Source organism: Denitraticella aggregata, assembly GCF_048158365.1.
Classification (GTDB): domain Bacteria; phylum Pseudomonadota; class Gammaproteobacteria; order Burkholderiales; family Rhodocyclaceae; genus Azoarcus_F.
The window spans coordinates 297,021-321,268 of sequence record NZ_JBLLNL010000001.1 but is presented as its reverse complement, the minus strand read 5'-3'; the positions used below and the strand labels follow the sequence as shown (position 1 = coordinate 321,268).

Sequence of the window (24,248 nt, the reverse complement as noted above, 5' to 3'; positions counted from 1 at the left end):
CAGATCGCAGGAACGCCATGAATCTCCACGCTGCATCCGCAACAGCGCCTTGCTCGACCCGCCTCGCTGCGTTTGGCCTGTGCCTGACCCTGCTGGGCTGCGCCGGCCTGCCCGCCTCCGACCCGGCAGCGCTGTCGTCGTCCGCCGCGCCGGTTGCGAGCGTGTGGGCGACGCAGCCCGCCGCAGCGGTGGCCCCGCCGCCATCCTTGGCCGCGATGTCCGCGGATGCGCCGGAGGCGCCGGGTACGACAGAAGCCCCGGTGACGCAACCGACGCTGGTACGCGGCAACGACCGCATGTTCGCGCCGCCGGCGGCCCGCCCGCCGATCAGGCTCAGCGGCGAGCGCGTGTCGCTGAACTTCGATCAGGCGCCGATCACCGAGGTCGTGCATGCCGTGCTGGGTGACCTGCTCGGCCTGCCCTACGCGATCAGCCAGCCGGTCAGCGGCTCGGTCACGATCCAGACCCACAACCCGCTGCCCCAGGACCAGCTGTTCGCGGTGTTCGAGTCGCTGCTGCACAGCAACGGGCTCGCGATCGTGCGCGATTCGAGCGGCATCCACCATGTCGGCAAGCCGGACACACTACGTGGCATCGCACCGGTGTTCGGCAGCGTCGGCTCGCTTCCCGCCGGCCACAAGCTCGTGGTCGTGCCGCTGCGCTTCATCGGCGCAGCCGCGATGGCCGAGATCATCGAGGCGCTGGCCGGCCCCGAGGCGCTGCGGCGGGTCGACGGCGCGCGCAACCTGATCGTGATGGCCGGCACCGGTCCGCAGGTAGAGGGCTGGCTCGAGATCGTCAACAGCTTCGACGTGGATATGCTCGCCGGCATGTCGGTCGGCCTGTTTCCGCTGCAGCATATTTCGGTGCAGGACATGCAGGCGGCGCTGAAAAACGTGCTCGCTGGCGTGGATGCGACGATGGCGCGCGACGCAGACGGTGGCGAGCCGGCTCGCTCAGCCGGCGGTCCGGTCGGCGGCGTGGTGCGCCTGATGCCGATCGAGCAGCTGAATGCGCTGCTGGTGGTGACGCCGCGGGCCCATTACCTGGATCGCGTGCGCGACTGGATCGCGCGCTTCGACCGCGCCGGCAACAGCGGCACCGAGCCGCAGCTGTACGTGTATCCGGTCCAGAACGGCGCGGCCGAACACCTCGCGCATCTGCTGAACGCGGTGTTCGGCGGCGAACTCGCGCAACAACCGGAACGCCTGCAGGCGGTCGCACCCGGACTGCAGCCAGTCGCCATCGGCGACATGGCGACGGCCGGCACGATGCCGATACGTGGCGACGGCACCACGGGCAACGGCGGCGAGGTCGCTCAGGTCACGCTCGCGCCCGACATCCGCGTGGTCGCCGACGTGCGCAACAACGCGCTGCTGATCTACGCGCCGCCCGGGGCCTACGGCAAGGTCGAGGCCGCCTTGCGCCGCCTCGATATCGCACCGACCCAGGTGCTGATCGAGGCCAGCATCCTCGAGGTCACGCTCAGCGACGACCTCAAGTACGGGCTGCAATGGTATTTCAGTGGCGGGATCGGCGGGGACCGCACCGGCACCGGCATCCTCGGCAATTCACCGACCGGCCAGATCGCGTCCGGCGGACCGGGCTTCTCTTACACGATCACCAATGGTGTCGGCGAGATCCGCGCGGTGCTGAACGCACTGGCCGAAAAGTCGCTGGTGAACGTTATCTCGAGCCCGAGCGTGCTGGTGCAGGACAACCACACCGCGACGATACAGGTCGGCGACCAGCAGCCGGTGCGTTCGTCGACGACGATCAGCGACGGCGGCACCACCACCAGCAGCATCGAGTTCAAGGACACCGGCGTGATGCTGTCGGTGACGCCTTCGGTGAATGCGGGCGGCCTGGTGTCGATGATGGTCGACCAGTCGGTCACCGATGTCGGCCAGGTCGATGTCGCGACCGGGCAGCGCAGCTTCCTTCAGCGTCATATCTCCAGCCGGGTCGCGGTGCGCTCGGGCGAGAGCGTCGTGCTCGGCGGCCTGATCCGGGACAACGCGATCCGCGGCCGTCAGGGCGTGCCGGTCCTGCAGGAGATCCCGGTGTTCGGCGCGCTGTTCTCGACCACGACGAACAATGCCAGCCGCACCGAACTGCTGGTCATGATCACGCCGCGGGTCGTGCGCTCCGAGACCGACCTGCGCCAGGTCGGCGACGAACTGCGCCGCCGCATGCGCTCGCTCGAAACCCTGCCGGAACGCATCGGCGGCGACTACTCGGCGCGCGCGGCCAGGGTGGAGTGACGGCGTCCCCATCCGGGGCTGACGGCCAGTATGGTGCATGCGTGATAGGATCCCGGAACGACCACGGGATATGAAAGCATGCGCACTGAAAACGGCGGCAGGCCCGCTACCCACCTGGGCTTCGAGGCCGACCTCTTCAAGACCGCCGACAAGCTGCGCGGCAACATGGAGCCCAGCGACTACAAACATGTGGCACTCGGGCTGATCTTCCTGAAATACATCTCCGACGCCTTCGAGGCCCGCCACGCGCAGCTGCTTGCCGAAGACCCACAGGCCGCCGAGGACAAGGGGGAATACCTGGCCGACAACGTGTTCTGGGTGCCCAAGGACGCGCGCTGGTCACGCCTCAAGGCCAACGCCAAGCGCCCCGAGATCGGCACCCTGATCGACGACGCCATGCGCGCCATCGAGAAGGACAACGAATCGCTCAAGGGCGTGCTGCCCAAGGACTACGCCCGCCCGGCGCTGAACAAGGTGATGCTGGGCGAGCTGATCGACCTGATCTCCGGCATCGCCATGAACGAGGGCGGCGACACGTCCAGGGACTTGCTCGGCCGCGTCTACGAATATTTCCTCAGCCAGTTCGCCGGTGCCGAAGGCAAGCGCGGCGGCGAGTTCGTGCAGAGCGAGAAGTTTGTGCTGGAGCACGGCGGCCGCATCGGCGACATCGCCATCTACGGCCAGGAGAGCAACTACACGACCTGGCGCCTGGCCAAGATGAACCTCGCCGTGCGCGGCATCGACAGCGACATCCGCTGGAACAACGAAGGCAGCTTTCACAAGGACGAATTGCGCGACCTACGCTTCGACCACATCCTCGGCACGCTGGACAACAAGATCGAACTCAACCGCCGCCGCAACCACACCCTGGAGGCCATGGCCCGCGCCCTGTTCAGGGACTGGTTCATCGACTTTGGCCCCGTCCGCGCCAAGATGGAAGCCCGCGACCCCTACCTCCCCGCCGACCTCTGGCAACTCTTCCCCGACCGCCTCGACGACGAGGGCAAGCCCGAGGGGTGGAGTGAACGGCCGCTCAGCGAACTTCTGACGATCATTGGTGGAGGGACTCCCAAGACATCTGTTGATGAGTATTGGGGCGGAGGCATACCCTGGTTTTCGGTGGTGGACACGCCCTCGGCCAGCGATGTATTCGTCGTAGTCACGGAGAAGACGATTACGGCTCAAGGCTTGGCTGGTAGTTCTGCACGATTGATCCCGAAAGGCACAACGATCATTTCTGCGCGGGGCACCGTCGGCAATCTCGCCATCGCGGGATGCGACATGACGTTTAACCAATCGTGCTATGGCCTGCGCGGAACCGGCAGTACAGGTGATTATTTCGTCTACCTCACTGCGCAGCAGATGGTCGACCAACTCAAGTCCATGGCGCATGGCTCGGTTTTCTCGACGATCACCCGCCAGACCTTTGAAGCGATACAGCGCCCCGTGCCGCAAACGGGTGTCTTAACCGAATTCGAAAGGATGGTCGCGGGATGGTTTGACTCCATCCTGTCCAATGTTGAGGAATCCCGAACCCTCGCCCAACTCCGCGACACCCTGCTGCCCAAACTGATCTCCGGCGAGCTGCGCATCGCCGATGCCGAACGATTTGTAGAGAGCCTGCGATGAGCGACACCATCCATCCGCCACGCATCGAACGCCTGCATGTGCGTAACTATCGCGCATTGAAGGACATCACCTTGGAAAAGCTGACGCCGCTGACCGTATTGCTGGGTCCGAACGGCAGCGGGAAGTCTACGGTGTTCGATGTCTTTGCTTTTCTGGCCGAGTGTTTCTCCGACGGTTTGCGCAAGGCGTGGGAGCGGCGGGGCCGGTTTCGTGAACTGCGCAGCCGCGATCAGGACGGTTCCATCGTCATCGAGATCCAGTACCGCGAGAAGCGCGGCTCACCGCTGATCACGTATCACCTGGAGATCGAGGAGCAAGGCAAAGGACCCGTGGTCAAGCGGGAGTTTCTGCGCTGGAAGCGGGGCCACCCTGCGGCGCCATTTCATTTTCTCGATTATCAGTACGGTCAAGGCAAGGTCATCACCGGGGAAAGCCCCGAAGCAAACGACACCCGCATTGACAAAACGCTGTCTGGCCCCGATGTGCTGGCGGTCAATACCCTTGGCACGCTTGCGGAAAACCCGCGCGTAATTGCGCTGCGCAGCTTCATCACCGGCTGGCACCTGTCGTACCTGTCTGCAGATGCAGCGCGTGGCAACCCCGAGGCGGGCGCGGAGGAACGTCTGTCGCCGACCGGGAGCAACCTGCCGAATGTCATCCAGTATTTGCGGGAACAGCATCCGCAACGCCTGGAACAGATCTTCGAGACGCTGCGTCGGCGCATCCCACGCATCGAGAAGGTAGAGGCAGAGGTCTTGCAGGACAGCCGCCTGCTGTTGCTGGTCAAGGATGCGCCATTCTCTACACCGGTGCTTTCACGCTTCGTATCGGACGGCACGCTCAAAATGCTGGCTTACCTGACGGTGCTCTACGATCCGGACCCGCCGCAATTGATCGGCATTGAAGAGCCAGAAAACTACCTGCATCCGCGCCTGCTGCCCGAACTGGCCGAGGAGTGCCAGCAGGCATCGGAGCGCACTCAGTTAATCGTCACCACCCATTCGCCATTCTTCATCAATCCGTTGCGACCTGAAGAGGTCCGTGTGCTGTATCGCGCCGCCGACGGCTACACCAGGGTTCGCCGGGTCGCTGGCATGCAAGGGATTCGGGCATTCCTCGATCAAGGTGCGCACCTGGGTGAACTCTGGATGGAGGGACATTTCGATGTTGGCGATCCACTGTCTCCGGTGGAGCCACAGTGATGCAGATCGAGTTTCTCGTCGAAGAGCAGTCCACGGAAGAGGCGCTACGCCACCTGCTGCCTCGCGTCTTGCGGAATCGCGCCCGCGCCAGAGTGATCAATCTGGGCAGCAAGTACAAACTATTGAAAGTGCTACCACAACGATTGGCTGCCTATGGCCAACGCATCGCAAGGGGCGAGTCGCTGCGGGTCGTGGTGCTGGTGGATCGGGATGATGACGATTGCGAACAACTCAAGACGGAGCTTGAGAGGATGGCTGCTGCGGCCGGATTGCCGACCAAATCCGCTCCTTCTGCCGATGGGCGGTTCATGGTGTTGAACCGGATTGTCATCGAGGAACTGGAATCCTGGTTCATTGGCGACCCAACCGCCTTGCGCAAGGCGTTTCCCAGCCTGCCGGCGATTTCGCAAAAAACGGGGATCTTCCGCAATCCGGACAATGGCGGCAGTTGGGAAGCCTTGCATCGTTTCCTGAAGAAGTACGGCATCTACAAGAGCAGCTTCCCCAAGATCGATGCCGCCCGCCGTATCGCGCCTCATATGCATATTGAACAGAATCGCTCCCGAAGCTTGCAGGTCTTTGTGGATGGCATGGAGGCGTTACTGACTTGACCCGCATCCCGGCCAACCCCGAGCTGCTGACCTGGGCGCGTGAAAGCGCCGGGCTGGATATGCTCGCGCTGGCGGGGACACGGAATTCGGGAGCCACAAAACCCGCGGACGGAACCCATGAGTAACATCGTGATTTTCGAATCCGGCGATCAACCAGTGCAGGTGCGGTTAGAGGGTGAAACCGTCTGGCTGACTCAGGCGCAGATGGCAGAGTTGTTCGGCACGTCAACCGACAACGTTAGCCTGCACTTGAAGAATATTCACGCAGACAAGGAGTTGGAAGAACTGGCAACTACCGAGGATTTCTCGGCAGTTCGTCGGGAAGGGGCGCGCCAAGTCAAACGTCAGCTCAAGCACTACAACCTCGACGCCATCATCTCCGTCGGCTACCGGGTCAATTCCAGCCGCGCTACCCGCTTCCGGCAGTGGGCCACTGGCGTGCTGCGTCAGCATCTGGTCGAGGGTTACAGCCTCAACCAACAACGACTTAAAGAACGCGGCATCGCGTTCGAGCAGGCGCTGGATCTGCTCTCGCGCACCCTGGCCAACCAGCAACTGGTCAGCACCGAGGGTACAGCTGTGCTCGGGGTGATCACCGATTACGCCCGCAGTTGGAGCTTGCTGCAAAGCTACGACGAACAGAGCCTGACCGGGCAGAGCGGCAAACAACAGAACATGCGCTCGCTGCAACTGGATGACGCGCTCACCGCGATTGCCCAGCTCAAGCGGGAGCTGATCGCCAAGGGTGAAGCCACGGAACTGTTCGGCCAATTGCGCGGCGACGGCCTGGCATCGAGTATCGCCACGATCGAGCAGGGCTTTGGCGACGATCTGTTCTATCCCAATGTCGCCAGCCGGGCGGCGCACCTGCTGTACTTCGTCATCAAGAACCACCCTCTGGCCGATGGCAATAAACGCACCGGGTCGTTCCTGTTCCTGTGGTATTTGCGCCTGAACCAGCATTTGCTGGCGCGGCCCGTGGAGAGGCTGGTCAACGACAACACCCTGGTGGCACTGGCGCTGCTGGTGGCTGAGAGCAAGCCGGAGCAAAAGGAATTGATGGTGAAGCTGGTGGAACATTTTGTACTGCTAAAAGACAGTGCCAACACAGGTGGCATCTGATGGCATTTCTTTCCGAAGCCCAATCCGACTCCGCGCTGCTGGAGCAGCTTGCCGGCCTGGCTTATGCGACGGCTTTGGATGAACTCCCATGAGGACCTTCACATGACCGAGGAGCCCCTTCTTCGGTCACCGATTCTCCAGCATCTTGCGCCGGATCTCCCACACCTCGGGCGGCCAGGTGCTCTGGATATATGCGAACACCGCGCGGATCTCGGCGTCGCTCAGTACGCCCGCATAGGCCGGCATGTCGCTCTCGTAGCCTGCCGGCGCGAGCGGCGGCACCAGGCCGTCGCGGGTCATCGCGATCAGGTCGGCATTGCGATGGTGCCAGGTGTGGCCGCTCTGGTCGTGCGGCGGGGCCGGCAGGCGACCGTTCTGCAGGCGGCTGCGCCAGTCGGGCTGCCCCTCGAGCTCGGTGCCGTGACAGCTCGCGCAGTGCCGGGCGTACAGCCCCTCGCCCAGCGCGACCTGGGCCGCGTCGTTCGGGTCGATACCATCGGACGGCCCGCCACGGCCGCATGCGGTCAGCAGCGTCGCGCACGCGAGCAACACAGGCCAGGACGGAAGACGGTAGACTATCGACATTAGACTTTCCTGATAAATATGGAACCGAAAGCGACGACGAGCGAATGCGGTGGCGGCTGTGCGTGCAGCCAGGCATTGACCGACAGCGACGATGCGATGCAGCGCAACGTGCTGTGGTGGTTGCTCGGCATCAACGCGTTCATGTTCGTCGCCGAGTTCGGCGCCGGGCTGTGGGCGCAGTCGGCCGGCCTGATCGCCGATTCGCTGGACATGTTCGCGGACGCCACGGTCTATGCGCTGGCGCTCTACGCGGTCGGTCGCAGCGCCGCGCTGAAGCTGCGTGCCGCCCATCTGTCCGGCTGGTTCCAGATGCTGCTCGCACTGGGCGCACTGCTCGAGGTCGGCCGCCGCGTGCTGTTCGGGGCCGAGCCGATGGGCGCGGCGATGATGGCGGTGGCGGCGGTCGCGCTGGTGGCCAACGTGACCTGTCTGCTGCTGATCGCCAAGCACCGCCACGGCGGCGCGCATATGCGCGCGAGCTTCATCTTTTCGGCCAACGACGTGATCGCCAACTGCGGCGTGATCCTGGCCGGACTGCTGGTCGCGATGACCGGCAGCGCGTGGCCGGACTGGATCATCGGCGTCATCATCGCGGCCGTGGTGTTCAACGGTGCGATCCGCATCCTGCGCCTGCGCTGAGCCCGCCGCCGGCGCTACACGGACACCGACGGCTGCATTTCGGCGGTGACCCGCTCCAGCGCCAGCGTCAGGTTCGCGACGGTGCGATCGATGTCCTGCAACTTGTCGAGGCCGAACAGGCCGATCCGGAAGGTCTTGAAATCCGCTGGTTCGTCGCACTGCAGCGGTACACCGGCGGCGGTCTGCAGGCCGACCTGCGCGAAGCGCGCCCCGCTCTTGATGCCATCGTCGAGCGTATGGCAGACCACCACGCCAGGGGCCTCGAAACCCGCCGCAGCGACACTCGGGAAACCCCTCTCGGCCAGCACCGCCCTGACCCGCTCACCAAGCTCCCGCTGCGCGAGCTTGAGCCGGTCCAGGCCGCAGGCCAGGGTCTCGTCGATCGCGTCGCGCAGGCCGCGCAGGCCGTCGGTCGGCAGCGTCGCGTGATAGGCATGGCCGCCGCTCTCGTAGGCCTCCATGATCTGCAGCCATTTGCGCAGGTCGCACGCGAAGCTGGTGCTGGTGGTCGCATCGATGCGCTCGCGCGCAAGCTCGCTCAGCATCACCAGCCCGGCGCACGGTGACGCGCTCCAGCCTTTCTGCGGCGCACTGATCAGCACGTCCACGCCGCAAGCCTGCATGTCCACCCACATCGCCCCGGATGCGACGCAGTCCAGCACCATGATGCCGCCGACCGAATGCGCCGCGTCGGCCACCGCGCGGATGTAGTCGTCCGGCAGCATGATGCCGGCCGAGGTTTCGACATGCGGGGCGAACACGACCTGCGGCCGTTCCGCAAGGATGCGGGTGACGACTTCGTCCAGCGGTGCCGGCGCCCAGGCGGACTGCGCACCCGCCTCGAGCGGACGGGCCTTCATCACGATCGCCTCGGACGGGATCGCACCCATGTCGAAGATCTGGGTCCACCGGTAGCTGAACCAGCCGTTGCGCACCACCAGGCATTTCCGGCCGGTCCCGAACTGGCGGGCGACCGCTTCCATCGCATAGCTGCCGCCACCCGGCACGACCACGACCGAATGCGCGGCATAGACCTGCTTCAGTGACCGGGAGATGTCGCGCATGACCTGCTGGAAGGCCTGCGACATGTGATTGAGCGAGCGGTCAGTGAAGACCACCGAATATTCCAGCAATCCGTCCGGATCGACGTCAGGCAACAAACCGGGCATGTTCTCCTCCTGTGTCTGTCTCAGTGTTTCTTGCGTCGCGGTGACTCGGGCGTGCGCCCGTCGCGTCGCTTGTGGGTCAAGCCTACCATCGAACCGACCGGCTGCCGATGCGGCACCAGTTGATGCGGGCGGCTGCCGATCAGGTCGGCGCGACCCATCGCGATCAGCCCCTCCCGGATCAGCGGCCAGTTGTCCGGATCGTGCCAGCGCAGCAGGGCCTTGTGGAACTTGCGCACCTTGCCGGAGCGCGCGGTCTCGACCGTTTCCGAGTCTTCGCCGACCTTGCGCAACGGGTTCTTGCGGGTATGGTACATCGTGGTCGCCAGCGCCATCGGCGTCGGCATGAAGGTCTGCACCTGGTCGGGCTTGAAGCCGTTGGCCTTCAGCCACAGCGCGAGATTGACCATGTCCTCGTCGGTGGTACCGGGGTGGGCCGCGATGAAGTACGGCACCAGATGCTGGTTCTTGCCGGCCTTCTTCGAGAACTTGTCGAACAGCTTGCGGAATTCGTCGTAGGCACCGATACCCGGCTTCATCATTTTCGACAGCGTGCCTTCCTCGGTGTGCTCGGGTGCGATCTTGAGAAGGCCGCTGACATGATGGGTGACCAGTTCCTCGACATATTCGGGCGAACGCACCGCCAGGTCGTAGCGCAAGCCGGAGCCGATCGTGACCCGCTTCACCCCCGGGATCGCGCGCGCCTTGCGGTACAGCGAGATCAGCGGCGCATGGTCGGTGTTCAGGTTCTCGCAGATGCCCGGATAGACGCACGACAGGCGTCGGCACGAGGACTCGATCTTCGGATCCTTGCACGCCATGCGATACATGTTCGCGGTCGGCCCTCCAAGATCGGTGATGTGGCCGGCAAAGCCCGGGGTCTTGTCGCGGATCTCCTCGATCTCGTGCAGGATCGAGCGCTCCGAGCGGCTCTGGATGATCCGGCCTTCGTGCTCGGTGATCGAGCAGAAGGTGCAGCCGCCGAAGCAGCCGCGCATGATGTTGATCGAGAAGCGGATCATGTCCCAGGCCGGGATGCGCGCGTCGCCATAGGCCGGATGCGGACGACGCGCATACGGCAGGTCGAACACGAAATCCATCTCGTCGGTGGTCAGCGGAATCGGCGGCGGATTCAGCCACACGTCGCGCCGCCCCGGCCCTTGGCCATGGGCCTGCACCATCGCCCGCGCATTGCCCGGATTCGATTCGAGATGGAACACCCGCGATGCATGCGCATACATGACCGGATCGGCGCTGACCGTCTCGAAGGACGGGAGCCGGATCACGGTCTTCGCGCGCTGCGCCCGATGCGCCGCGATGCGCTCGGCCGGCGACAGGATCCGGATCGGTTGCGCGATCACGGGGGGCCGCGCAGCCGCCCCGCTGTCGGCCGAGGCACCGACCCCCGAGGCCGGCGTGGGTTCCGGCGCCATCGCATATGGATCGGGATGGGCCTCGATGCGACCCGGCTTGTCGAGGTTCAGCGAATCCTGCTCGACCCAGTCATGGGCCGGCAGCCAGCCGGGCCTGACCATGAACGCAGTGCCGCGCAGGTCGCGAATCGCGTCGATCGTATCGCCGGCGTCGAGCCGATGGGCGAGCGCGACCAGCGCCCGCTCGGCGTTGCCGAACAGCAGGATGTCGGCCTTGGAATCCGGCAGCACCGAGCGGCGCACCTTGTCCGACCAGTAGTCGTAATGCGCGATCCGGCGCAGGCTCGCCTCGATGCTGCCGATCACGATGTGTGCGTCGGGATACGCCTCGCGGGCCCGCTGCGCATAGACCGTCACCGCCCGGTCGGGCCGCCGGCCGGCCTCGGCGTTCGGGGTATAGGCATCGTCGGAGCGGATCTTGCGATCGGCGGTGTAGCGGTTGACCATCGAATCCATGTTGCCGGCGGTCAGGCCGAAGAACAGGCGCGGCCGGCCGAGCGCGCGGAACGGTTCCGCACTCTTCCAGTCCGGCTGGCTGATCACGCCGACGCGGAAGCCCTGTGCCTCGAGCAGCCGCCCGACCAGCGCCATGCCGAAACTCGGGTGGTCGATGTAGGCGTCGCCGGTGACGATGATCACGTCGCACGCGTCCCAGCCGAGACCATCCATCTCGGCGCGCGTCATCGGCAGAAAAGGAGCGGGGGCGGCCGGTTTGCGGGCGCGGGCGAAGATCGGTGTGGTGGGCTGCATGATGCGCAACATTGTAGCCTCTCCCCCGCAACACCGACGACGCGTTACGACCGCAGCAGACGCGTCACTCGGAGAACAGGTCGACGATGGTCTGTCGCAACCAGCGGTTGGCCGGATCGCGGTGGAAGCGGCCATGCCACAGCAGATTGATCCCGATGGACGGCAATGGTGCCGGGTGCGGCGACCACGCGAGGTCGAAGGGCTCGACGAAGCGCATCGCGAGTTTCTCCGGCACCGTGGCGATCAGATCGGTCGCATGCAGGATGTGCCCGATCGCGGTGAAATGCGGCACCTTGAGCCGGATGTTTCTGCGGATGCCTGAGCGGTCCAGGATGATATCCACCTCGCCGTGGCCGGTTCCGGCCGCGACGACGACCAGGTGATCGAGCGCGGTGAAGCTGTCCAGGCTCATCGGACTGCGCGCGACCGGGTTATGCTTGCGGTACAGGCAAACGTAGCGCTGCTCGAACAGCCGCCGCTGGAATAAACCGGCCTGCAGATGCGGCAACAAACCGATCGTGAGGTCGACCGCGCCCGACTCCATGTCCTCGCGCAGGCTGACCTACCAGCGGCATATCGTCGGCACCCCCCGGATCACCGCGGTCGAGCGCGACCTCTACGGCGAGCTGATCCGTTCCGAGGCGAACTACGCGGTGATCCGGACCAAGCTCGACGGCGAAGCGATCGTGCTCAACGCCGGCATCTACCGCGACGAGATCGTGCGAACGCCCGAAGGCCTGAAATTGCGCGCGCGCCTGTGCATCTGCGACACCGAGATGATCGCGAACTCGATCATCTATCCGATCTGAGGATTCCGACATGTCCGAGCAATGGATAGACGTGGCCGACGTGACCGCGGTCCCAGAGGGCGACGTCATCGGCGTCATCGTCAATGGCCGGGACGTCGCGCTGTACGAGGTCGAGGGCGAGATCTTCGCCACCGACAACACCTGCACCCACGGCCAGGCACGCCTGAGCGACGGTTTTCTGGAAGAACGCGAGATCGAATGCCCGCTGCACCAGGGCAGGTTCGACGTCTGCACCGGCAAGGCCTTGTGCGCACCGCTGACCGAGGACACTCGGATCTACCCGGTCCGGATCGAGAGCGGCCGGGTCTTCCTGCAGTTCGTCTGAACGGGCGCGATAAGCCCGGTTGATACAACGACGAGAAACGCTGATTTGCTGCGCCGCACAAATAACCATACACTGATATTCCGCCTACACGATGGGCGGCATTTCATTATTGGAGCATCAAAAATGCAGCAGCAAAACCCGGCCGACCTGACAGCCCTGATCCAGCAGGCACGCGCCCAGCGTGACGCAACCGTCGCAGCCCTGATCCATGCCGGATTCCTCGGCGCGAAGCGCGTGATCCGCAACGCAGTCATCAAGAGCCGTAGCCCGCTCGCGCAGTGAGCCTGTACTCCACTGCGCTACTCGGGCGCCGACTCAATCGTACCGATTCCGGCGACGGAAGACATTCACGCCGAGCACGATCCCGGTGACCAGCATCAGCGTGACGAAGGCGATGTACCGCCCGAACGCAAGCACCACCGCGGGGTAGTCGTGCAGCAGCAGCGGAACGATGAAGATCAGCCCCCACAGGGCGCCTGCTCCGAGCGCGGCCAATATGCCGAAACCATACCGGACTCCAGGTCGGCCCCTTTCAGCCAGGAGCGTTGCCACAGATGCCACAAATGCCACCATCGACCCCCGACGACCGCGACACGTCCCCCGCGGAAGACGGCCTGCAGCGCCAGGCACGATCGCTGACGCAATCGACCCTCAGTCACTACGAACAGCACGCCGCACCCTACTGGGAAGGCACGCGCGACCACGACGTCAGCCAGAACATCGAGGCGCTGCTGGACGCGATCGACCACCCGGCGCCCTGTCGCATTCTGGATTTCGGCTGCGGCCCGGGCCGGGACCTGCAACGGTTCAGAGCCCTCGGTCACGACGCGATCGGGCTGGACGGCAGCCGTGCGTTCGCGGAGATGGCCAGAAAACATACAGGCTGCGAGGTCTGGATTCAGGACTTCATCGCGCTCGATCTGCCGGCATCATTCTTCGATGGCGTTTTCGCCAATGCCTCCCTGTTTCACGCACCCCGATCGACGCTGCCGGACGTGCTCGCCGCGCTCCATGGTACTTTGAAGCCCGGAGGCGTGCTGTTCTGCTCCAACCCGCGTGGCGACAATCAGGAAGGCCTGAACGGACTGCGCTACGGCTGCTACTACGACTATGAAACCTGGCACGCCAAGGTCAGCGGCGCCGGTTTCTCCGAGATCGGGCACTACTACCGGCCACCGGGCCTGCCACGGGATCAGCAGCCATGGCTCGCGACCTTGTGGCGCAAGCCCCACGCGGTTTGAAGCCTGGGAGGATGTCGGATCACGCAGCCGATGGCGGTGGATCCTCGATCAGTTTGCGGTGCACGCAGACCGCCGTCACGCGCGGACACACCCGCAGGCCTCTCGCCTCGAGATGCGCCCGTGTGAAGGCCGCGCCGAACAGCAGGATCAGCGACGAGTAATTGACCCACAGCAGCAGCAGCACCAGCGACCCGGCCGCACCGTAGGTCGATGCGGGCGCGGTATTGGCCAGATAGAACGCGATCAGCGACCGTCCCACCGAGAACAGCACTGCGGTCACGAAAGCGCCCGGCAGCACGTCCCGCCAGCTCAGCACCACATCGGGCAACACCCGGAAGATCGTCGCGAACAGCAGCGTCGCCACCGCAAGCGACACCGTCACATCCAGGCCCACCATGAACCAGCCGGGCACCACCAGCCAGTCACTGGCGAACACGACCACCGCGCGCACCATCACGCTCATCAGCAACGACACCAGCAGCACGAAGCCGATCACGAGCACGATGGTCAGCGACAGCACCCGATTCTTGATGAAGATGAAGATGCTGTTGCGCGACGGCTTGGGCACCACCGCCCAGATCGTGTTCAGCGACAGCTGCATCTGCGCGAACACCGTGGTGGCGCCGAACACCATCGCCGCGATTCCGATCATCGTCGGCATCAGTCCGCTCTGATCGATCTGGCTGCTCTCGACCGCGGTCTGAATCGCCTCGGCCGCCTCCACACCGATGGTCTCCTCGAGCTGCAGCGCAATTTCGCCGGCCGCGGCCTCCTCTCCGAGAAAGAACCCGACGATGGTGACCGCGATGATGACCACCGGCGCAACCGAGAAGACCGTGAAGAAGGCCAGCGCCGCCGCGAACACGAAAGCATTGCCGTCCAGCCATAATTTCACCGAAGACTTGAGGATCCGAAACCAGAACACCAGCGCCTGCCACATAGTCGATCAGCCCCTTCTCACCATTTCAACCGCCAGTGTAACGCCTCGGTCGGCCGCACTCACCCCGGGGCGACGTTCGCCACGCTGCGGATCTGTTGCACAATGGGGCCGATAAGACTTCGCGACCGCATCGGAATCCGACCGCCGGTCACGGCCACATTCTCATTCCATCCGGACCGACCCATGGGCGTCATCACCAAGAACATCCTCACCGGGCTGATCACGATCCTGCCGATCGCGCTGACGCTCTATCTGATCTACTGGCTCGCAGTGTCCACCGAGGCGCTGCTCGGCGGGCAGCTGATCCGCGTGCTCCCGGACGGCATCTATCTGCCTGGGCTGGGTGTGGCGGTCGGCATCGTGATCCTGTTCTTCGTCGGCATGCTGATGCACAGCTATGTCGTGCAGAATCTGTTCTCGCATGTCGAAAGGCTGTTTCTTCGCCTGCCGCTGGTAAGCCAGGTGTATCCGGCGATCCGCGACTTCTTCGACTATTTCTCGCCGATCAAGAAGAAGGACTTCCAGCAGGTGGTATCGGTCACGCTCGGCGACACCGGCATGCAGGCGATCGGTCTGGTCACACAGGCCAATGCGTCGCGCTTTCCGGCCGGTCTGGGCGACGACGATCAGGTGCTGGTCTATCTGCCGATGAGCTACATGATCGGCGGCTATGCGCTGCTGGTGCCGCGCAGCGCCTTGCGCCCGATCGACATGAGCATGGACGAGGCGATGCGCTTCATCCTCACCGCCGGAGTCGCCGGCACGGCCCCGCCGCGCAGCGACCCCGCCTCGCCGCACCTCTGAGCCGCAGCGCTCGATCTGACGGAGATCTCACATGCATGAGATGTCGCTCGCCGAGGGCATTCGCAGCATCGTGAAGGACGCCGCCGAAGCGCACCCCGGGCGCCGGATCGCAGCGGTGGTGCTCCAGATCGGCGAACTCGCGGCGGTCGAGGTGGACGCGCTACGATTCTGCCTCGACGTGGTGTTGCGCGGCTCGGTGGCGGAGTACGCCAGGGTCGAGATCGAGTCGGAGGCCGGCCTCGGCTGGTGCATGCAATGCAGCGCCACCGTTGAAGTGGCGGCCTTGTACGACGCCTGCCCGCAGTGCGGCAGCTATCAGGTTCAACCCACCGGCGGCACCGAAATGCGGGTCAAGGCGCTCGAACTGGAGTAGAGAACGATGTGTACAGTGTGTGGATGCGATGGCGGAGAACTCAGGATCGATGGCCAGTCGGTGCCGATGCGCACGCCTGTCAGGCGCACGCCGAGGCAGGAAGCACAAGGATGGCGCCAGGCCGCGCCCGCCTCCGCGCCTCAGACCGAAGCCACAGCGGAACCGGCCACGGACGATGCGCCCGACCCGCTGCATTTTGGCCACGGCCCGGCGCGCGCCCATGCCCCCGGACTGTCGCAGACCGAGATGGTGCGCATCGAGCGCGACATCCTGGGCAAGAACGACGCCTATGCCGCCGCCAACCGCGCACGGCTGGCCGACGCAAGGGTATTCGCGCTGAACCTCGTCTCCAGCCCCGGTTCGGGCAAGACCACGCTGCTGGTCGAGACCATCCGCCGCCTCGCCGGACGCATGCCCATGGCGGTCATCGAGGGCGACCAGCAGACCGAGTTCGACGCCGAGCGGATCCGCGCCACCGGCGCACCGGCACTGCAGATCAACACCGGCAAGGGTTGCCATCTCGACGCCCACATGGTCGGCCGCGCCTTCGACCGGTTGCCGATGCCCGAGCGGGGCCTGCTGCTGATCGAGAACGTCGGCAATCTGGTGTGCCCGGCCGCGTTCGACCTCGGCGAGGCACACAAGGTGGTGATCCTGTCGGTGACCGAGGGCGAGGACAAACCGCTCAAATACCCGGACATGTTCGCCGCCGCCGACCTGATGCTGCTGTCCAAGGTGGACCTGCTGCCACACCTGACTTTCGATTCGAAGCGCGCCATCGCCTACGCGCGGCGGGTGAATCCGAAATTGCAGGTGATCCAGTGTTCGGCCACCAGCGGCGAGGGTTTCGACGCCTGGCTGGACTGGATCGGGGCGGGCGTGGCGTGCGCAGCGAACCGGTGAGGTCGGCGATGCAGGCCATGGCGCCCTTCCCCCTGCCGGGACCGCCGGTGCTGGCGACAGGCGCCTGGTTCGAGAGCACCCCGATGCGCGTGGCCGACGGCCAGCTGCACAGGGCCCATGGCGCCGGCGACCTGATCGACGCAGACGCCTGCCGGCGTTTCGATGCCGCGCTGGATGCGCTGCTCGCGCTGCCCGGCGAACCCCCGCGCGCGGTCGCACACGACCTTCACCCGGACTTCCATTCCACCCGTCGCGCGCTGGCGCTCGCCGGGCGGCTGGGCCTGCGCGCGATCGCGGTGCAGCACCATCACGCACATCTTGCCGCGGTGCTGGCCGAGCACCGCCATCCGGGACCGGCGGTCGGCCTGGCGGCCGATGGCGTCGGCCTGGGCACCGATGGCGGCGCCTGGGGGGGCGAACTGCTGCAGCTCGCCGGCGCGACCTGCATCCGCCGCAGTCATCTGCGCCCCCTGCCGCTGCCCGGGGGTGACCGCGCCGCGCGCGAACCCTGGCGCATGGCGGCCGCGGTCCTGCATCTCGTCGGTCGCGGCAGCGACATCGCCACCCGCTTCGCCCACCATGCTGCCGCGGCCGGACTGGCACAGATCATCGAGCGCGCGCCGCTGTCACCGCCCACCACCAGCCTCGGGCGCCACTTCGACGCCGCCGCGGCGCTGCTCGGTCTGTGCGAGTTGAACGAAACCGGCGCCCAGGCCGCGATCGCGCTGGAAAGCGCCGCCCGCGCCCATGGCCGGGTCGCGCCGGAAACCGACGCCGCGCGGATTGCGCCCGACGGCACGCTGGATCTGCTGCCACTGCTGGCACGGCTCGCCGACGAAAGCGATCCGGCGCGCGGGGCGGCGCGCTTTCATGCGACGATGTCGGCCGCGCTGATCGACTGGGTCGCGGCCGCCGCCGAGACCGGCGGCACACCCACCGTCGCGCTGGGCGGCGGCTGTTTTCACAACCGGCTGCTGCGCAGCGCACTCGCGCAAGGGCTCGCCGCCCGGGGTCTGACGGTGCTGCTCCCCGGACACCTGCCCCCGGGCGACGCCGGCATCGCCGCCGGCCAGGCCTGGGTGGCCCAACGCCTGCTGGAGGAATGATCGATGTGCCTCGCCATTCCCGCTCGTGTCGTGGAGCTCGCCTCCGACGACCAGGCCATCGTCGATCTGGGTGGTGTGCGCAAGCAGATATCGCTCGCGCTGGTCGACGGGATCGCACGGGGCGACTACGTGATCGTGCACGTGGGTTACGCGCTGTCGCGCCTCGACCCCGAAGAGGCCGAAGCCACGCTGGCGCTGTTCCGCGAGGCCGGCGACCTCCTCGACGCAGAGGGACGGGCGTGAAATACATCGACGAGTTCCGTGACGGCGAAATCGCCCGGGGCCTCGCCGCGGCCATCCGCCGCGAGGCCGACCCCGCGCGCAACTACGCCTTCATGGAGTTCTGCGGCGGCCATACGCACGCCATCTCGCGCTACGGCGTCACCGACCTGCTGCCGGCCAACGTGCGCATGATCCATGGCCCCGGTTGCCCGGTGTGCGTGCTGCCGATCGGTCGCATCGACCTCGCCATCGAGCTCGCGCTCGAGCACGGGGTCACGATTCTGACCTATGGCGACTGCCTGCGCGTGCCCGCCTCCGGCGGGCTGTCGATGCTCAAGGCCAAGGCACGCGGCGCCGACATCCGCATGGTGTATTCGGCCGCCGACGCACTGGCGCTGGCTCGGCGCGAGCCGCAACGCGAGGTGGTGTTCTTCGCGATCGGCTTCGAGACCACCACGCCGCCCACCGCGCTGGCGCTGCAGCAGGCGCGCGCGCTCGGTCTCGCCAACTTCAGCGTGATGTGCAACCACGTGCTGACCCCATCGGCCATCCAGACCATCCTGGAGAGTCCGGAGGTCCGGCAGCTGGGCACCGTACCGCTCGACGGCTTCATCGGGCCGGCGCACGTGTCCACCATCATCGGCAGCCGGCCCTATGAGTTCTTCGCCGAGGAATACCGCAAACCGGTGGTCATCGCCGGCTTTGAACCGCTGGACGTGATGCAGGCCATTCGCATGCTGATCCGCCAGGTCAATGAACACCGCGCCGAGGTCGAGAACGAATTCACCCGTGCGGTCGGCCGCGACGGCAACGTCAAGGCGCAGAACCTGGTGTCCGAAGTCTTCGAACTGCGCCGCAGCTTCGAATGGCGGGGCCTCGGCCCGGTCCCCTATTCCGCGCTACGCATCCGCGCGGCCTTTGCCGACTGGGACGCCGAGACGAAGTACGGTCTCGACTACCGCTCCGTGCAGGATCACAAGGCCTGCGAATGCGGCGCCATCCTGCGTGGGGTCAAGCGCCCGACCGACTGCCGGCTGTTCGCGACCGTGTGCACGCCGGAAAACCCGATGGGCTCGTGCATGGTGTCCTCCGAAGGTGCCTGCGCCGCGCATTTCAACTACGGTCGCTTTCGCGACCGGACCGTACCCGCTGTCGCGGTCGGATCTGCATGAAACCACACTATGTCCGCCCACTGGACCTGCGCATCGGCCGGGTCGATCTCAACCACGGCGCGGGTGGCCGCGCCACGGCACAACTGATCGACGAACTGTTCGCGCGCGCGTTTTCCAATGACTACCTGGGCCAGGGTAACGACGGTGCCGTGCTGCCGGCGCCGGCGCCCGGCGAGCGCCTGGTGATGGCCACCGACGCCCACGTCGTGACGCCGCTGTTCTTTCCCGGGGGCGATATCGGCAGTCTCTCGGTGCATGGCACCTTGAATGACGTCGCGGTGATGGGCGCACGCCCGCTCTATCTCGCGGCCAGCTTCATCCTGGAGGAGGGTTTTCCGCTGGCGGATCTCGCCCGTATCGTTCAATCCATGGCCGAGGCGGCGCACGCGTCGGGCGTACCGGTGGTCACCGGCGACACCAAGGTGGTCGAACAGGGCAAGGGCGACGGCGTGTTCATCTCGACCACCGGCCTGGGCGCACTCCCGCCCGGGCGCAATCTGGGCGGCGCATTGGCCCGGCCCGGCGATGTGGTGCTGGTGTCCGGCAGCGTGGGGGATCACGGCATGGCCATTCTCGCGCAGCGTGAGTCGCTCGCCTTCGAATCGGCGATCGTCTCGGACAGTGCCGCGCTGCACGGACTGATCGACGCGCTGCTGTCCGCGGTACCCGACGTGCGCGTGCTGCGTGACCCGACCCGCGGCGGGTTGGCCACCACGCTCAACGAGATCGCGCGCCAGTCCGGAGTCGGCATGCAACTGGTCGAGTCCGCGATCCCGGTTCATCCACAGGTCGCGGCCGCCTGCGAACTGCTCGGCCTCGACCCTTTGTATCTCGCCAACGAGGGCAAGCTGGTGGCGATCTGCGCGCCGGAGCATGGCGAGCGCGCACTGGTCGCGTTACGGGCACATCCGCTCGGCCGCGAGGCCGCGCTCATCGGCGAGGTCACGGTCGATGCGCAGCATTTCGTGCAGATGCGCACCGCCTTTGGCGGCCAGCGCATGCTCGACTGGCTGTCCGGCGAGCCGCTGCCGCGCATCTGCTGACCGAGCGGCCCGAACGATGCGCATCCTGATGCTGACGCACAGCTTCAACAGCCTGGCCCAGCGCCTGCATGCAGAGCTCGCCGCCGACGGCCACGAACTATCGGTCGAGTTCGACATCGCCGACAGCGTCACCGAGGAAGCGGCGGCGCTGTTCGCACCCGAGCTGGTGCTCGCGCCATTCCTTAAGCGCGCCGTACCGGAGTCGGTGTGGCGCCGGGTTCCGACGCTGATCGTGCATCCGGGCATCGTCGGTGACCGCGGCCCGACCGCACTCGACCACGCGATTCAGCGCGGCTGCACCGAGTGGGGCGTAACGGTACTGCAGGCCGAGGCCGCGATGGACGCCGGGCCGGTGTGGGCGCACGCCGGGTTTGCGCTGCGTCCGACGGCCACGAAGGCTGGGACCTATCGCAACGAGGTCACCGCCGCGGCGGTCACTGCGGTGCGCGAGGCCCTTGCCCGCTACCCGGCGTGGCGGGCCGGACGCTGGCATCCACGCGCGCAGGACTACGCCGATCCGACGGTGCGCGGTCGCCCGCATGCGCCGATGAGGCAGGCCGACCGCGCGCTCGACTGGGCCGGCATGTCGACCGCACAGATTCTCGCCCGAATACGCGCGGCCGACGGGTTCCCGGGCGTCCTCGACAAGCTGTTCGGGCGACCATGCCACCTGTTCGACGCGCACCCCGGTCCGCATGTGCTCGATGTCACCCCTGGCGATGTCGTCGGCCGCCACCACGATGCCTTGCTCGTCGCCACTCGGGACGCCAGCGTGTGGATCGGCCACGTGCGCCGCGCCGACCACATCCCCTCTTTCAAGCTGCCTGCGGCGCTGGCCTTCGCGGACGAGGCGGCAGCCCTGCCCAAACCGTTCGCCGCCCCCTCACAAAGCGAGTCAGCCGAGCCCTTCGACCACCGCCCCCGGGCGGACGGTGGCTGCGATCCGGCCGACACCGCAGCAGTTGCGAGCGCCACCCTCCGTTACCGCGGCATCGCGTACCGTGAATCGGCCGACGGCCGAATCGGGTTTCTCGCCTTCGAGTTCTACAACGGCGCCATGGGCACGGTCGAATGCGCACGACTCACCCGCGCATTGCGCGCCGCACGCCGCCGACCGACGAAAGTGCTTGTGCTCACTGGTGGGCACGACTTCTGGTCGAATGGCATCCACCTCGGCCGTATCGAATCAGCCGACTCCCCCGCGGACGAATCCTGGCGCAACATCGAGGCGATGGACGACCTGTGCCTCGCGCTGCTGGAGACGACCGATCGTCTCACGGTGGCCGCGCTGCGCGGCAATGCCGGCGCGGGCGGCTGCTTTCTCGCACTCGCCTGCGATATCGTGTGGGCGCGGGATGGCGTGGTGCTCAACCCGCACTACAGGAACATGGGCAACCTCTACGGCTCGGAATACTGGACCTACCTGCTGCCGCGCCGGGTCGGCGCGGACGGGGCGGCGCGCATCATGCGCGAGCGCCTGCCGCTGACCGCGCGCCTGGCCGCGGCGCGGGGCCTCGTCGACGCGACGTTCGGAGATACGGTCGAAGATTTCGAAGCCGGGCTGCACGGCCGCGTCGAGACACTCCTTGAGCACGACCTCGACGTGCGTATTGCCGCCAAGGCCGCACGACGCGCCGCCGACGAAGCAGACAGACCGCTTGCCGCCTACCGTACACACGAGCTCGCCGCGATGCGACGCAACTTCTATGGCTTCGACCCCAGCTATCATGTCGCGCGCTATCATTTCGTCATGAAGACGCCGCACTCCTGGACGCCGCGCCACCTCGCCCGCCACCGCGAACCCGGCTGGTCAGGCGCCACGGCCGGGACGGGCGGATGAGACGCCTGCCCACGCTGCTCGTGGTCGACGACGAGGGAATCGCGATGGCGAGTACCGCACTGGCCCTGCTCGGCGCGGCCTGATCACACGTCTGCGAGCTTGCCGCGACCGCCTGCGTGCATGCCCTAACAGCAGGCGTATCATCGGGATACCCCTCACGACCAAGCCGGCCCCGGCCGGCCCTCAGGAGCGCCCGATGGCCTGCTGTCACCACTACGCACTGACCGAAGGCGGCGACGCCGTCTTCTCGGTCGACATCTCCGCAATCACCTTCGGTCCGGGGTGCCTCGCCGAGGCCGGCGATCATGCGCGCGAACGCGGATTGCGTCGGGTGGCATTGTTCACGGACAGAAGATTGGCCGCGCTCGAGCACGTCGAGGTCGTCAGGGCCTCGCTGCGCGCGGCAGGCGTCGATGTCGCGGTCTATGACGAGGTGCGGGTCGAACCCACTGACGCATCCTTCGTCGACGCCACCCGCTTCGCAAGCGAGGGCAACTTCGACGGCTATGTGTCGGTCGGCGGCGGTTCGGTCATCGACACCGCCAAGGCGGCCAACCTCTATGCATCCTTTCCGGCCGAGCTGGCGACCTATGTGAACGCACCACTGGGCGACGGACGTGCGGTGCCGGGTCCGCTGAAGCCGCACATCGCCTGCCCGACCACCAGCGGCACCGGCGCCGAATGCACCGGTATCGCGATCTTCGACTGGGTCGAGCGCGGCGTGAAGACCGGCATCGTATCGAAGCGACTCCGGCCGACGCTGGCGCTGATCGATCCGACCACGACCTACACGCTTCCCCGATCGGTCGTCGCCGCGTCCGGCTTCGACGTGCTGTCGCATGCGCTCGAGAGCTACACCGCGCTGCCGCACACCCGCCGCGCCCGCGCGGAGCGACCGAGCCTGCGGCCGATGAGCCAGGGGGCGAACCCGTGGAGCGACTTCGGTTGCGAGAAGGCCCTGCAGCTCACCGGCCGCTACCTGGAGCGGGCGGTGAACGACGCCGCCGATCGCGAGGCGCGCGACGGCATGATGTGGGCCGCGACGCTGGCCGGCATCGCCTTCGGCAACGCCGGCGTGCACCTGCCGCATGGCATGGCCTACGCGGTCGCCGGCGGCGTGCGCGACTTCCATGCGCCCGACTATCCGGACGATCATGCCATGGTGCCGCACGGCATGTCGGTGATCGTCAACGCGCCGGCGGTGTTCCGCTTCACCGCGGATGCATGCCCCAAACGGCATCTCGAAGCGGCCGGCTGGCTGGGTGCCGACACGAAAGGCGCCGCCGTGAACGATGCCGGCGAGATCGTCGCGCGCCGCCTGATCGACCTGATGCAGCTGTGCGCGATCCCGAACGGCGTAGGCGGGGTCGGCTATCACGACGGCGACATCGCCACGCTCACCGCCGGCGCCTGGGCCCAGCAGCGCCTGGTCAGGAACGCGCCCAAGGAGGTCGGCGAGCAACACCTTGCCGACCTGTTCAGACACGCGATGCGCTACTGGTAGACACGCCGCCCTCGTTTGAAAGGCGCGGCTGCGCCGACTGCCCAATCGACGCGGTCGATCGCGTACGACATCCGCGCGTCACGTGCCGTGGGGCCGAACTCGGTCGCACGCACACAGATCAGAACGCTTGTGGTCGACATCCGGTCGTTTCCCCGCTCGCGTCAGCGCAGTTCGGCAACGACCCTCACCCCGCCAGTCACCCTGTCCCGGGTGCGTGATTACGACCTCTCCGTCACGCAGGCCTTCGACGACCTGCGTGACCAGCCGGGCTCGGCGCCCCGATTCGACCGCGCGGACCACCGCTCGGCCATCCTCGACGACGAACACCGGCGCACGTGCATGCCGGCGCGCGATGGTCTCGTCTCGCACCGCCGTGTCGTCGATCCGGTCCTGTTGCGAAGTCATGGCATGGCCCGATGTCCGACGCCGGTGCGACAGCTGAACGGAGCGCCGCACGGCGTCGACGACAGAATAACCGATCGACCCCACCGCATCGCGATGAAGGTAACGGCCCCCGGCGGCGGCCGCTGCACGCTGCTTACAAATATCCACTTACATCCTCGCG

General features: G+C 66.3%; 26 protein-coding genes. 19 read left to right on the top strand and 7 right to left on the bottom strand.

What is annotated here, in order from left to right; genetic code table 11:
* Positions 1 to 17 precede the first annotated feature (17 nt).
* The 5 genes from gspD (at position 18) to rhuM (ending at position 6,828) form a co-directional block, all read left to right on the top strand.
* Entirely contained in the window at positions 18 to 2,264 is a 2,247-nt protein-coding gene (gspD, locus tag ACKVEX_RS01515; RefSeq protein ID WP_473213910.1) for a type II secretion system secretin GspD, read from the top strand.
* 78 nt (positions 2,265 to 2,342) lie between these two features.
* Positions 2,343 to 3,893, top strand: a complete 1,551-nt coding sequence (locus ACKVEX_RS01510; protein WP_473213909.1) for a type I restriction-modification system subunit M N-terminal domain-containing protein — start codon at positions 2,343 to 2,345, stop codon at positions 3,891 to 3,893.
* Positions 3,890 to 5,095 (top strand): AAA family ATPase, encoded by a 1,206-nt coding sequence (locus ACKVEX_RS01505; RefSeq protein WP_473213908.1) that lies wholly within the window; start codon positions 3,890 to 3,892, stop codon positions 5,093 to 5,095. Before ACKVEX_RS01510 ends, ACKVEX_RS01505 begins: the two co-directional genes overlap by 4 nt.
* The gene (locus ACKVEX_RS01500; protein WP_473213907.1) at positions 5,095 to 5,706 is read left to right on the top strand and encodes a DUF4276 family protein; all 612 of its coding nucleotides are present in this window, start codon (positions 5,095 to 5,097) and stop codon (positions 5,704 to 5,706) included. Before ACKVEX_RS01505 ends, ACKVEX_RS01500 begins: the two co-directional genes overlap by 1 nt.
* Positions 5,707 to 5,823: 117 nt before the next feature.
* Positions 5,824 to 6,828: a RhuM family protein gene (gene rhuM / locus ACKVEX_RS01495; RefSeq protein WP_473213906.1), complete on the top strand. Its 1,005-nt coding sequence runs from the start codon at positions 5,824 to 5,826 to the stop codon at positions 6,826 to 6,828.
* A gap of 126 nt (positions 6,829 to 6,954) precedes the next feature.
* On the opposite strand, the gene ACKVEX_RS01490 is transcribed toward rhuM, so the two are convergent.
* Complete coding sequence (locus ACKVEX_RS01490; protein ID WP_473213905.1) at positions 6,955 to 7,413, bottom strand: c-type cytochrome; 459 nt, start codon at positions 7,411 to 7,413, stop codon at positions 6,955 to 6,957.
* 18 nt (positions 7,414 to 7,431) lie between these two features.
* On the opposite strand from ACKVEX_RS01490, the gene ACKVEX_RS01485 reads away from it, so the two are divergent.
* Entirely contained in the window at positions 7,432 to 8,052 is a 621-nt protein-coding gene (locus tag ACKVEX_RS01485) for a cation efflux transmembrane domain-containing protein (protein WP_473213904.1), read from the top strand.
* Between the two features lie 14 nt (positions 8,053 to 8,066).
* Here ACKVEX_RS01485 and ACKVEX_RS01480 read toward each other — a convergent pair whose 3' ends face one another.
* From ACKVEX_RS01480 to ACKVEX_RS01470, 3 genes are all read right to left on the bottom strand, one after another.
* On the bottom strand, positions 8,067 to 9,221 hold the full coding sequence (locus tag ACKVEX_RS01480) for an aminotransferase class V-fold PLP-dependent enzyme (RefSeq protein WP_473213903.1): 1,155 nt from the start codon (positions 9,219 to 9,221) through the stop codon (positions 8,067 to 8,069).
* A gap of 20 nt (positions 9,222 to 9,241) precedes the next feature.
* Positions 9,242 to 11,335 (bottom strand): YgiQ family radical SAM protein, encoded by a 2,094-nt coding sequence (locus ACKVEX_RS01475; protein ID WP_473214273.1) that lies wholly within the window; start codon positions 11,333 to 11,335, stop codon positions 9,242 to 9,244.
* Between the two features lie 130 nt (positions 11,336 to 11,465).
* Positions 11,466 to 11,945, bottom strand: a complete 480-nt coding sequence (locus ACKVEX_RS01470) for a LysR substrate-binding domain-containing protein (protein ID WP_473213902.1) — start codon at positions 11,943 to 11,945, stop codon at positions 11,466 to 11,468.
* On the opposite strand from ACKVEX_RS01470, the gene ACKVEX_RS01465 reads away from it, so the two are divergent.
* The 3 genes from ACKVEX_RS01465 to ACKVEX_RS01455 all read left to right on the top strand — a co-directional run bounded on the left by ACKVEX_RS01465 (position 11,944) and on the right by ACKVEX_RS01455 (position 12,817).
* Positions 11,944 to 12,210 carry a nuclear transport factor 2 family protein gene (locus ACKVEX_RS01465; RefSeq protein WP_473213901.1) on the top strand — a complete coding sequence of 89 codons (267 nt, stop codon included), beginning with the start codon at positions 11,944 to 11,946 and terminating at the stop codon, positions 12,208 to 12,210. The two genes, ACKVEX_RS01470 and ACKVEX_RS01465, sit on opposite strands and share 2 nt — an antisense overlap.
* Positions 12,211 to 12,220: 10 nt before the next feature.
* Positions 12,221 to 12,535 carry a non-heme iron oxygenase ferredoxin subunit gene (locus ACKVEX_RS01460; RefSeq protein ID WP_473213900.1) on the top strand — a complete coding sequence of 105 codons (315 nt, stop codon included), beginning with the start codon at positions 12,221 to 12,223 and terminating at the stop codon, positions 12,533 to 12,535.
* 123 nt (positions 12,536 to 12,658) lie between these two features.
* Positions 12,659 to 12,817, top strand: coding sequence for a hypothetical protein (locus ACKVEX_RS01455; protein WP_473213899.1), 159 nt, complete (start codon positions 12,659 to 12,661; stop codon positions 12,815 to 12,817).
* 33 nt (positions 12,818 to 12,850) lie between these two features.
* On the opposite strand, the gene ACKVEX_RS01450 is transcribed toward ACKVEX_RS01455, so the two are convergent.
* A complete protein-coding gene (locus ACKVEX_RS01450) occupies positions 12,851 to 13,030 on the bottom strand; it encodes a hypothetical protein (protein ID WP_473213898.1) in 180 nt (59 codons plus the stop codon).
* A gap of 59 nt (positions 13,031 to 13,089) precedes the next feature.
* On the opposite strand from ACKVEX_RS01450, the gene ACKVEX_RS01445 reads away from it, so the two are divergent.
* Positions 13,090 to 13,776, top strand: a complete 687-nt coding sequence (locus ACKVEX_RS01445; RefSeq protein WP_473213897.1) for a class I SAM-dependent methyltransferase — start codon at positions 13,090 to 13,092, stop codon at positions 13,774 to 13,776.
* A gap of 19 nt (positions 13,777 to 13,795) precedes the next feature.
* Here ACKVEX_RS01445 and ACKVEX_RS01440 read toward each other — a convergent pair whose 3' ends face one another.
* Positions 13,796 to 14,716, bottom strand: a complete 921-nt coding sequence (locus ACKVEX_RS01440) for a YihY/virulence factor BrkB family protein (RefSeq protein ID WP_473213896.1) — start codon at positions 14,714 to 14,716, stop codon at positions 13,796 to 13,798.
* Between the two features lie 183 nt (positions 14,717 to 14,899).
* On the opposite strand from ACKVEX_RS01440, the gene ACKVEX_RS01435 reads away from it, so the two are divergent.
* From ACKVEX_RS01435 to ACKVEX_RS01395, 9 genes are all read left to right on the top strand, one after another.
* The gene (locus ACKVEX_RS01435; RefSeq protein WP_473213895.1) at positions 14,900 to 15,520 is read left to right on the top strand and encodes a DUF502 domain-containing protein; all 621 of its coding nucleotides are present in this window, start codon (positions 14,900 to 14,902) and stop codon (positions 15,518 to 15,520) included.
* Between the two features lie 31 nt (positions 15,521 to 15,551).
* The gene (gene hypA / locus ACKVEX_RS01430) at positions 15,552 to 15,893 is read left to right on the top strand and encodes a hydrogenase maturation nickel metallochaperone HypA (protein ID WP_473213894.1); all 342 of its coding nucleotides are present in this window, start codon (positions 15,552 to 15,554) and stop codon (positions 15,891 to 15,893) included.
* Between the two features lie 6 nt (positions 15,894 to 15,899).
* Positions 15,900 to 16,796 (top strand): hydrogenase nickel incorporation protein HypB, encoded by an 897-nt coding sequence (gene hypB / locus ACKVEX_RS01425; protein WP_473213893.1) that lies wholly within the window; start codon positions 15,900 to 15,902, stop codon positions 16,794 to 16,796.
* A 17-nt stretch (positions 16,797 to 16,813) separates the two neighbouring features.
* The gene (locus ACKVEX_RS01420) at positions 16,814 to 17,902 is read left to right on the top strand and encodes a Kae1-like domain-containing protein (RefSeq protein ID WP_473213892.1); all 1,089 of its coding nucleotides are present in this window, start codon (positions 16,814 to 16,816) and stop codon (positions 17,900 to 17,902) included.
* Between the two features lie 3 nt (positions 17,903 to 17,905).
* On the top strand, positions 17,906 to 18,145 hold the full coding sequence (locus ACKVEX_RS01415; RefSeq protein WP_473213891.1) for a HypC/HybG/HupF family hydrogenase formation chaperone: 240 nt from the start codon (positions 17,906 to 17,908) through the stop codon (positions 18,143 to 18,145).
* Positions 18,142 to 19,296, top strand: coding sequence for a hydrogenase formation protein HypD (gene hypD, locus ACKVEX_RS01410; RefSeq protein ID WP_473213890.1), 1,155 nt, complete (start codon positions 18,142 to 18,144; stop codon positions 19,294 to 19,296). Before ACKVEX_RS01415 ends, hypD begins: the two co-directional genes overlap by 4 nt.
* On the top strand, positions 19,293 to 20,339 hold the full coding sequence (gene hypE / locus ACKVEX_RS01405; RefSeq protein WP_473213889.1) for a hydrogenase expression/formation protein HypE: 1,047 nt from the start codon (positions 19,293 to 19,295) through the stop codon (positions 20,337 to 20,339). The genes hypD and hypE overlap by 4 nt, the downstream gene beginning before the upstream one ends.
* 16 nt (positions 20,340 to 20,355) lie before the next feature.
* Positions 20,356 to 22,179 (top strand): hydrogenase maturation protein, encoded by a 1,824-nt coding sequence (locus ACKVEX_RS01400; RefSeq protein ID WP_473213888.1) that lies wholly within the window; start codon positions 20,356 to 20,358, stop codon positions 22,177 to 22,179.
* 196 nt (positions 22,180 to 22,375) lie between these two features.
* A complete protein-coding gene (locus ACKVEX_RS01395; RefSeq protein ID WP_473213887.1) occupies positions 22,376 to 23,683 on the top strand; it encodes a hydroxyacid-oxoacid transhydrogenase in 1,308 nt (435 codons plus the stop codon).
* Positions 23,684 to 23,761: 78 nt separating this feature from the next.
* Here ACKVEX_RS01395 and ACKVEX_RS01390 read toward each other — a convergent pair whose 3' ends face one another.
* Positions 23,762 to 24,088, bottom strand: coding sequence for a hypothetical protein (locus tag ACKVEX_RS01390; protein WP_473213886.1), 327 nt, complete (start codon positions 24,086 to 24,088; stop codon positions 23,762 to 23,764).
* Between the last annotated feature and the right edge of the window lie 160 nt (positions 24,089 to 24,248).

Coding starts and splice junctions, on each gene's coding strand:
- hypA (WP_473213894.1), top strand. CDS start 15,552: ATGCATGAGATGTCGCTCGCCGAGGGCATTCGCAGCATCGTGAAGGAC.
- gspD (WP_473213910.1), top strand. CDS start 18: ATGAATCTCCACGCTGCATCCGCAACAGCGCCTTGCTCGACCCGCCTC.
- ACKVEX_RS01435 (WP_473213895.1), top strand. CDS start 14,900: ATGGGCGTCATCACCAAGAACATCCTCACCGGGCTGATCACGATCCTG.
- ACKVEX_RS01510 (WP_473213909.1), top strand. CDS start 2,343: ATGCGCACTGAAAACGGCGGCAGGCCCGCTACCCACCTGGGCTTCGAG.
- ACKVEX_RS01485 (WP_473213904.1), top strand. CDS start 7,432: ATGGAACCGAAAGCGACGACGAGCGAATGCGGTGGCGGCTGTGCGTGC.
- ACKVEX_RS01480 (WP_473213903.1), bottom strand. CDS start 9,221: ATGCCCGGTTTGTTGCCTGACGTCGATCCGGACGGATTGCTGGAATAT.
- ACKVEX_RS01470 (WP_473213902.1), bottom strand. CDS start 11,945: ATGGAGTCGGGCGCGGTCGACCTCACGATCGGTTTGTTGCCGCATCTG.
- ACKVEX_RS01500 (WP_473213907.1), top strand. CDS start 5,095: ATGCAGATCGAGTTTCTCGTCGAAGAGCAGTCCACGGAAGAGGCGCTA.
- ACKVEX_RS01400 (WP_473213888.1), top strand. CDS start 20,356: ATGCGCATCCTGATGCTGACGCACAGCTTCAACAGCCTGGCCCAGCGC.
- hypB (WP_473213893.1), top strand. CDS start 15,900: ATGTGTACAGTGTGTGGATGCGATGGCGGAGAACTCAGGATCGATGGC.
- hypE (WP_473213889.1), top strand. CDS start 19,293: ATGAAACCACACTATGTCCGCCCACTGGACCTGCGCATCGGCCGGGTC.
- ACKVEX_RS01445 (WP_473213897.1), top strand. CDS start 13,090: ATGCCACAAATGCCACCATCGACCCCCGACGACCGCGACACGTCCCCC.
- ACKVEX_RS01395 (WP_473213887.1), top strand. CDS start 22,376: ATGGCCTGCTGTCACCACTACGCACTGACCGAAGGCGGCGACGCCGTC.
- rhuM (WP_473213906.1), top strand. CDS start 5,824: ATGAGTAACATCGTGATTTTCGAATCCGGCGATCAACCAGTGCAGGTG.
- ACKVEX_RS01440 (WP_473213896.1), bottom strand. CDS start 14,716: ATGTGGCAGGCGCTGGTGTTCTGGTTTCGGATCCTCAAGTCTTCGGTG.
- ACKVEX_RS01455 (WP_473213899.1), top strand. CDS start 12,659: ATGCAGCAGCAAAACCCGGCCGACCTGACAGCCCTGATCCAGCAGGCA.
- ACKVEX_RS01420 (WP_473213892.1), top strand. CDS start 16,814: ATGGCGCCCTTCCCCCTGCCGGGACCGCCGGTGCTGGCGACAGGCGCC.
- ACKVEX_RS01390 (WP_473213886.1), bottom strand. CDS start 24,088: ATGACTTCGCAACAGGACCGGATCGACGACACGGCGGTGCGAGACGAG.
- ACKVEX_RS01475 (WP_473214273.1), bottom strand. CDS start 11,335: ATGACGCGCGCCGAGATGGATGGTCTCGGCTGGGACGCGTGCGACGTG.
- ACKVEX_RS01460 (WP_473213900.1), top strand. CDS start 12,221: ATGTCCGAGCAATGGATAGACGTGGCCGACGTGACCGCGGTCCCAGAG.
- ACKVEX_RS01465 (WP_473213901.1), top strand. CDS start 11,944: ATGTCCTCGCGCAGGCTGACCTACCAGCGGCATATCGTCGGCACCCCC.
- ACKVEX_RS01505 (WP_473213908.1), top strand. CDS start 3,890: ATGAGCGACACCATCCATCCGCCACGCATCGAACGCCTGCATGTGCGT.
- ACKVEX_RS01415 (WP_473213891.1), top strand. CDS start 17,906: ATGTGCCTCGCCATTCCCGCTCGTGTCGTGGAGCTCGCCTCCGACGAC.
- ACKVEX_RS01490 (WP_473213905.1), bottom strand. CDS start 7,413: ATGTCGATAGTCTACCGTCTTCCGTCCTGGCCTGTGTTGCTCGCGTGC.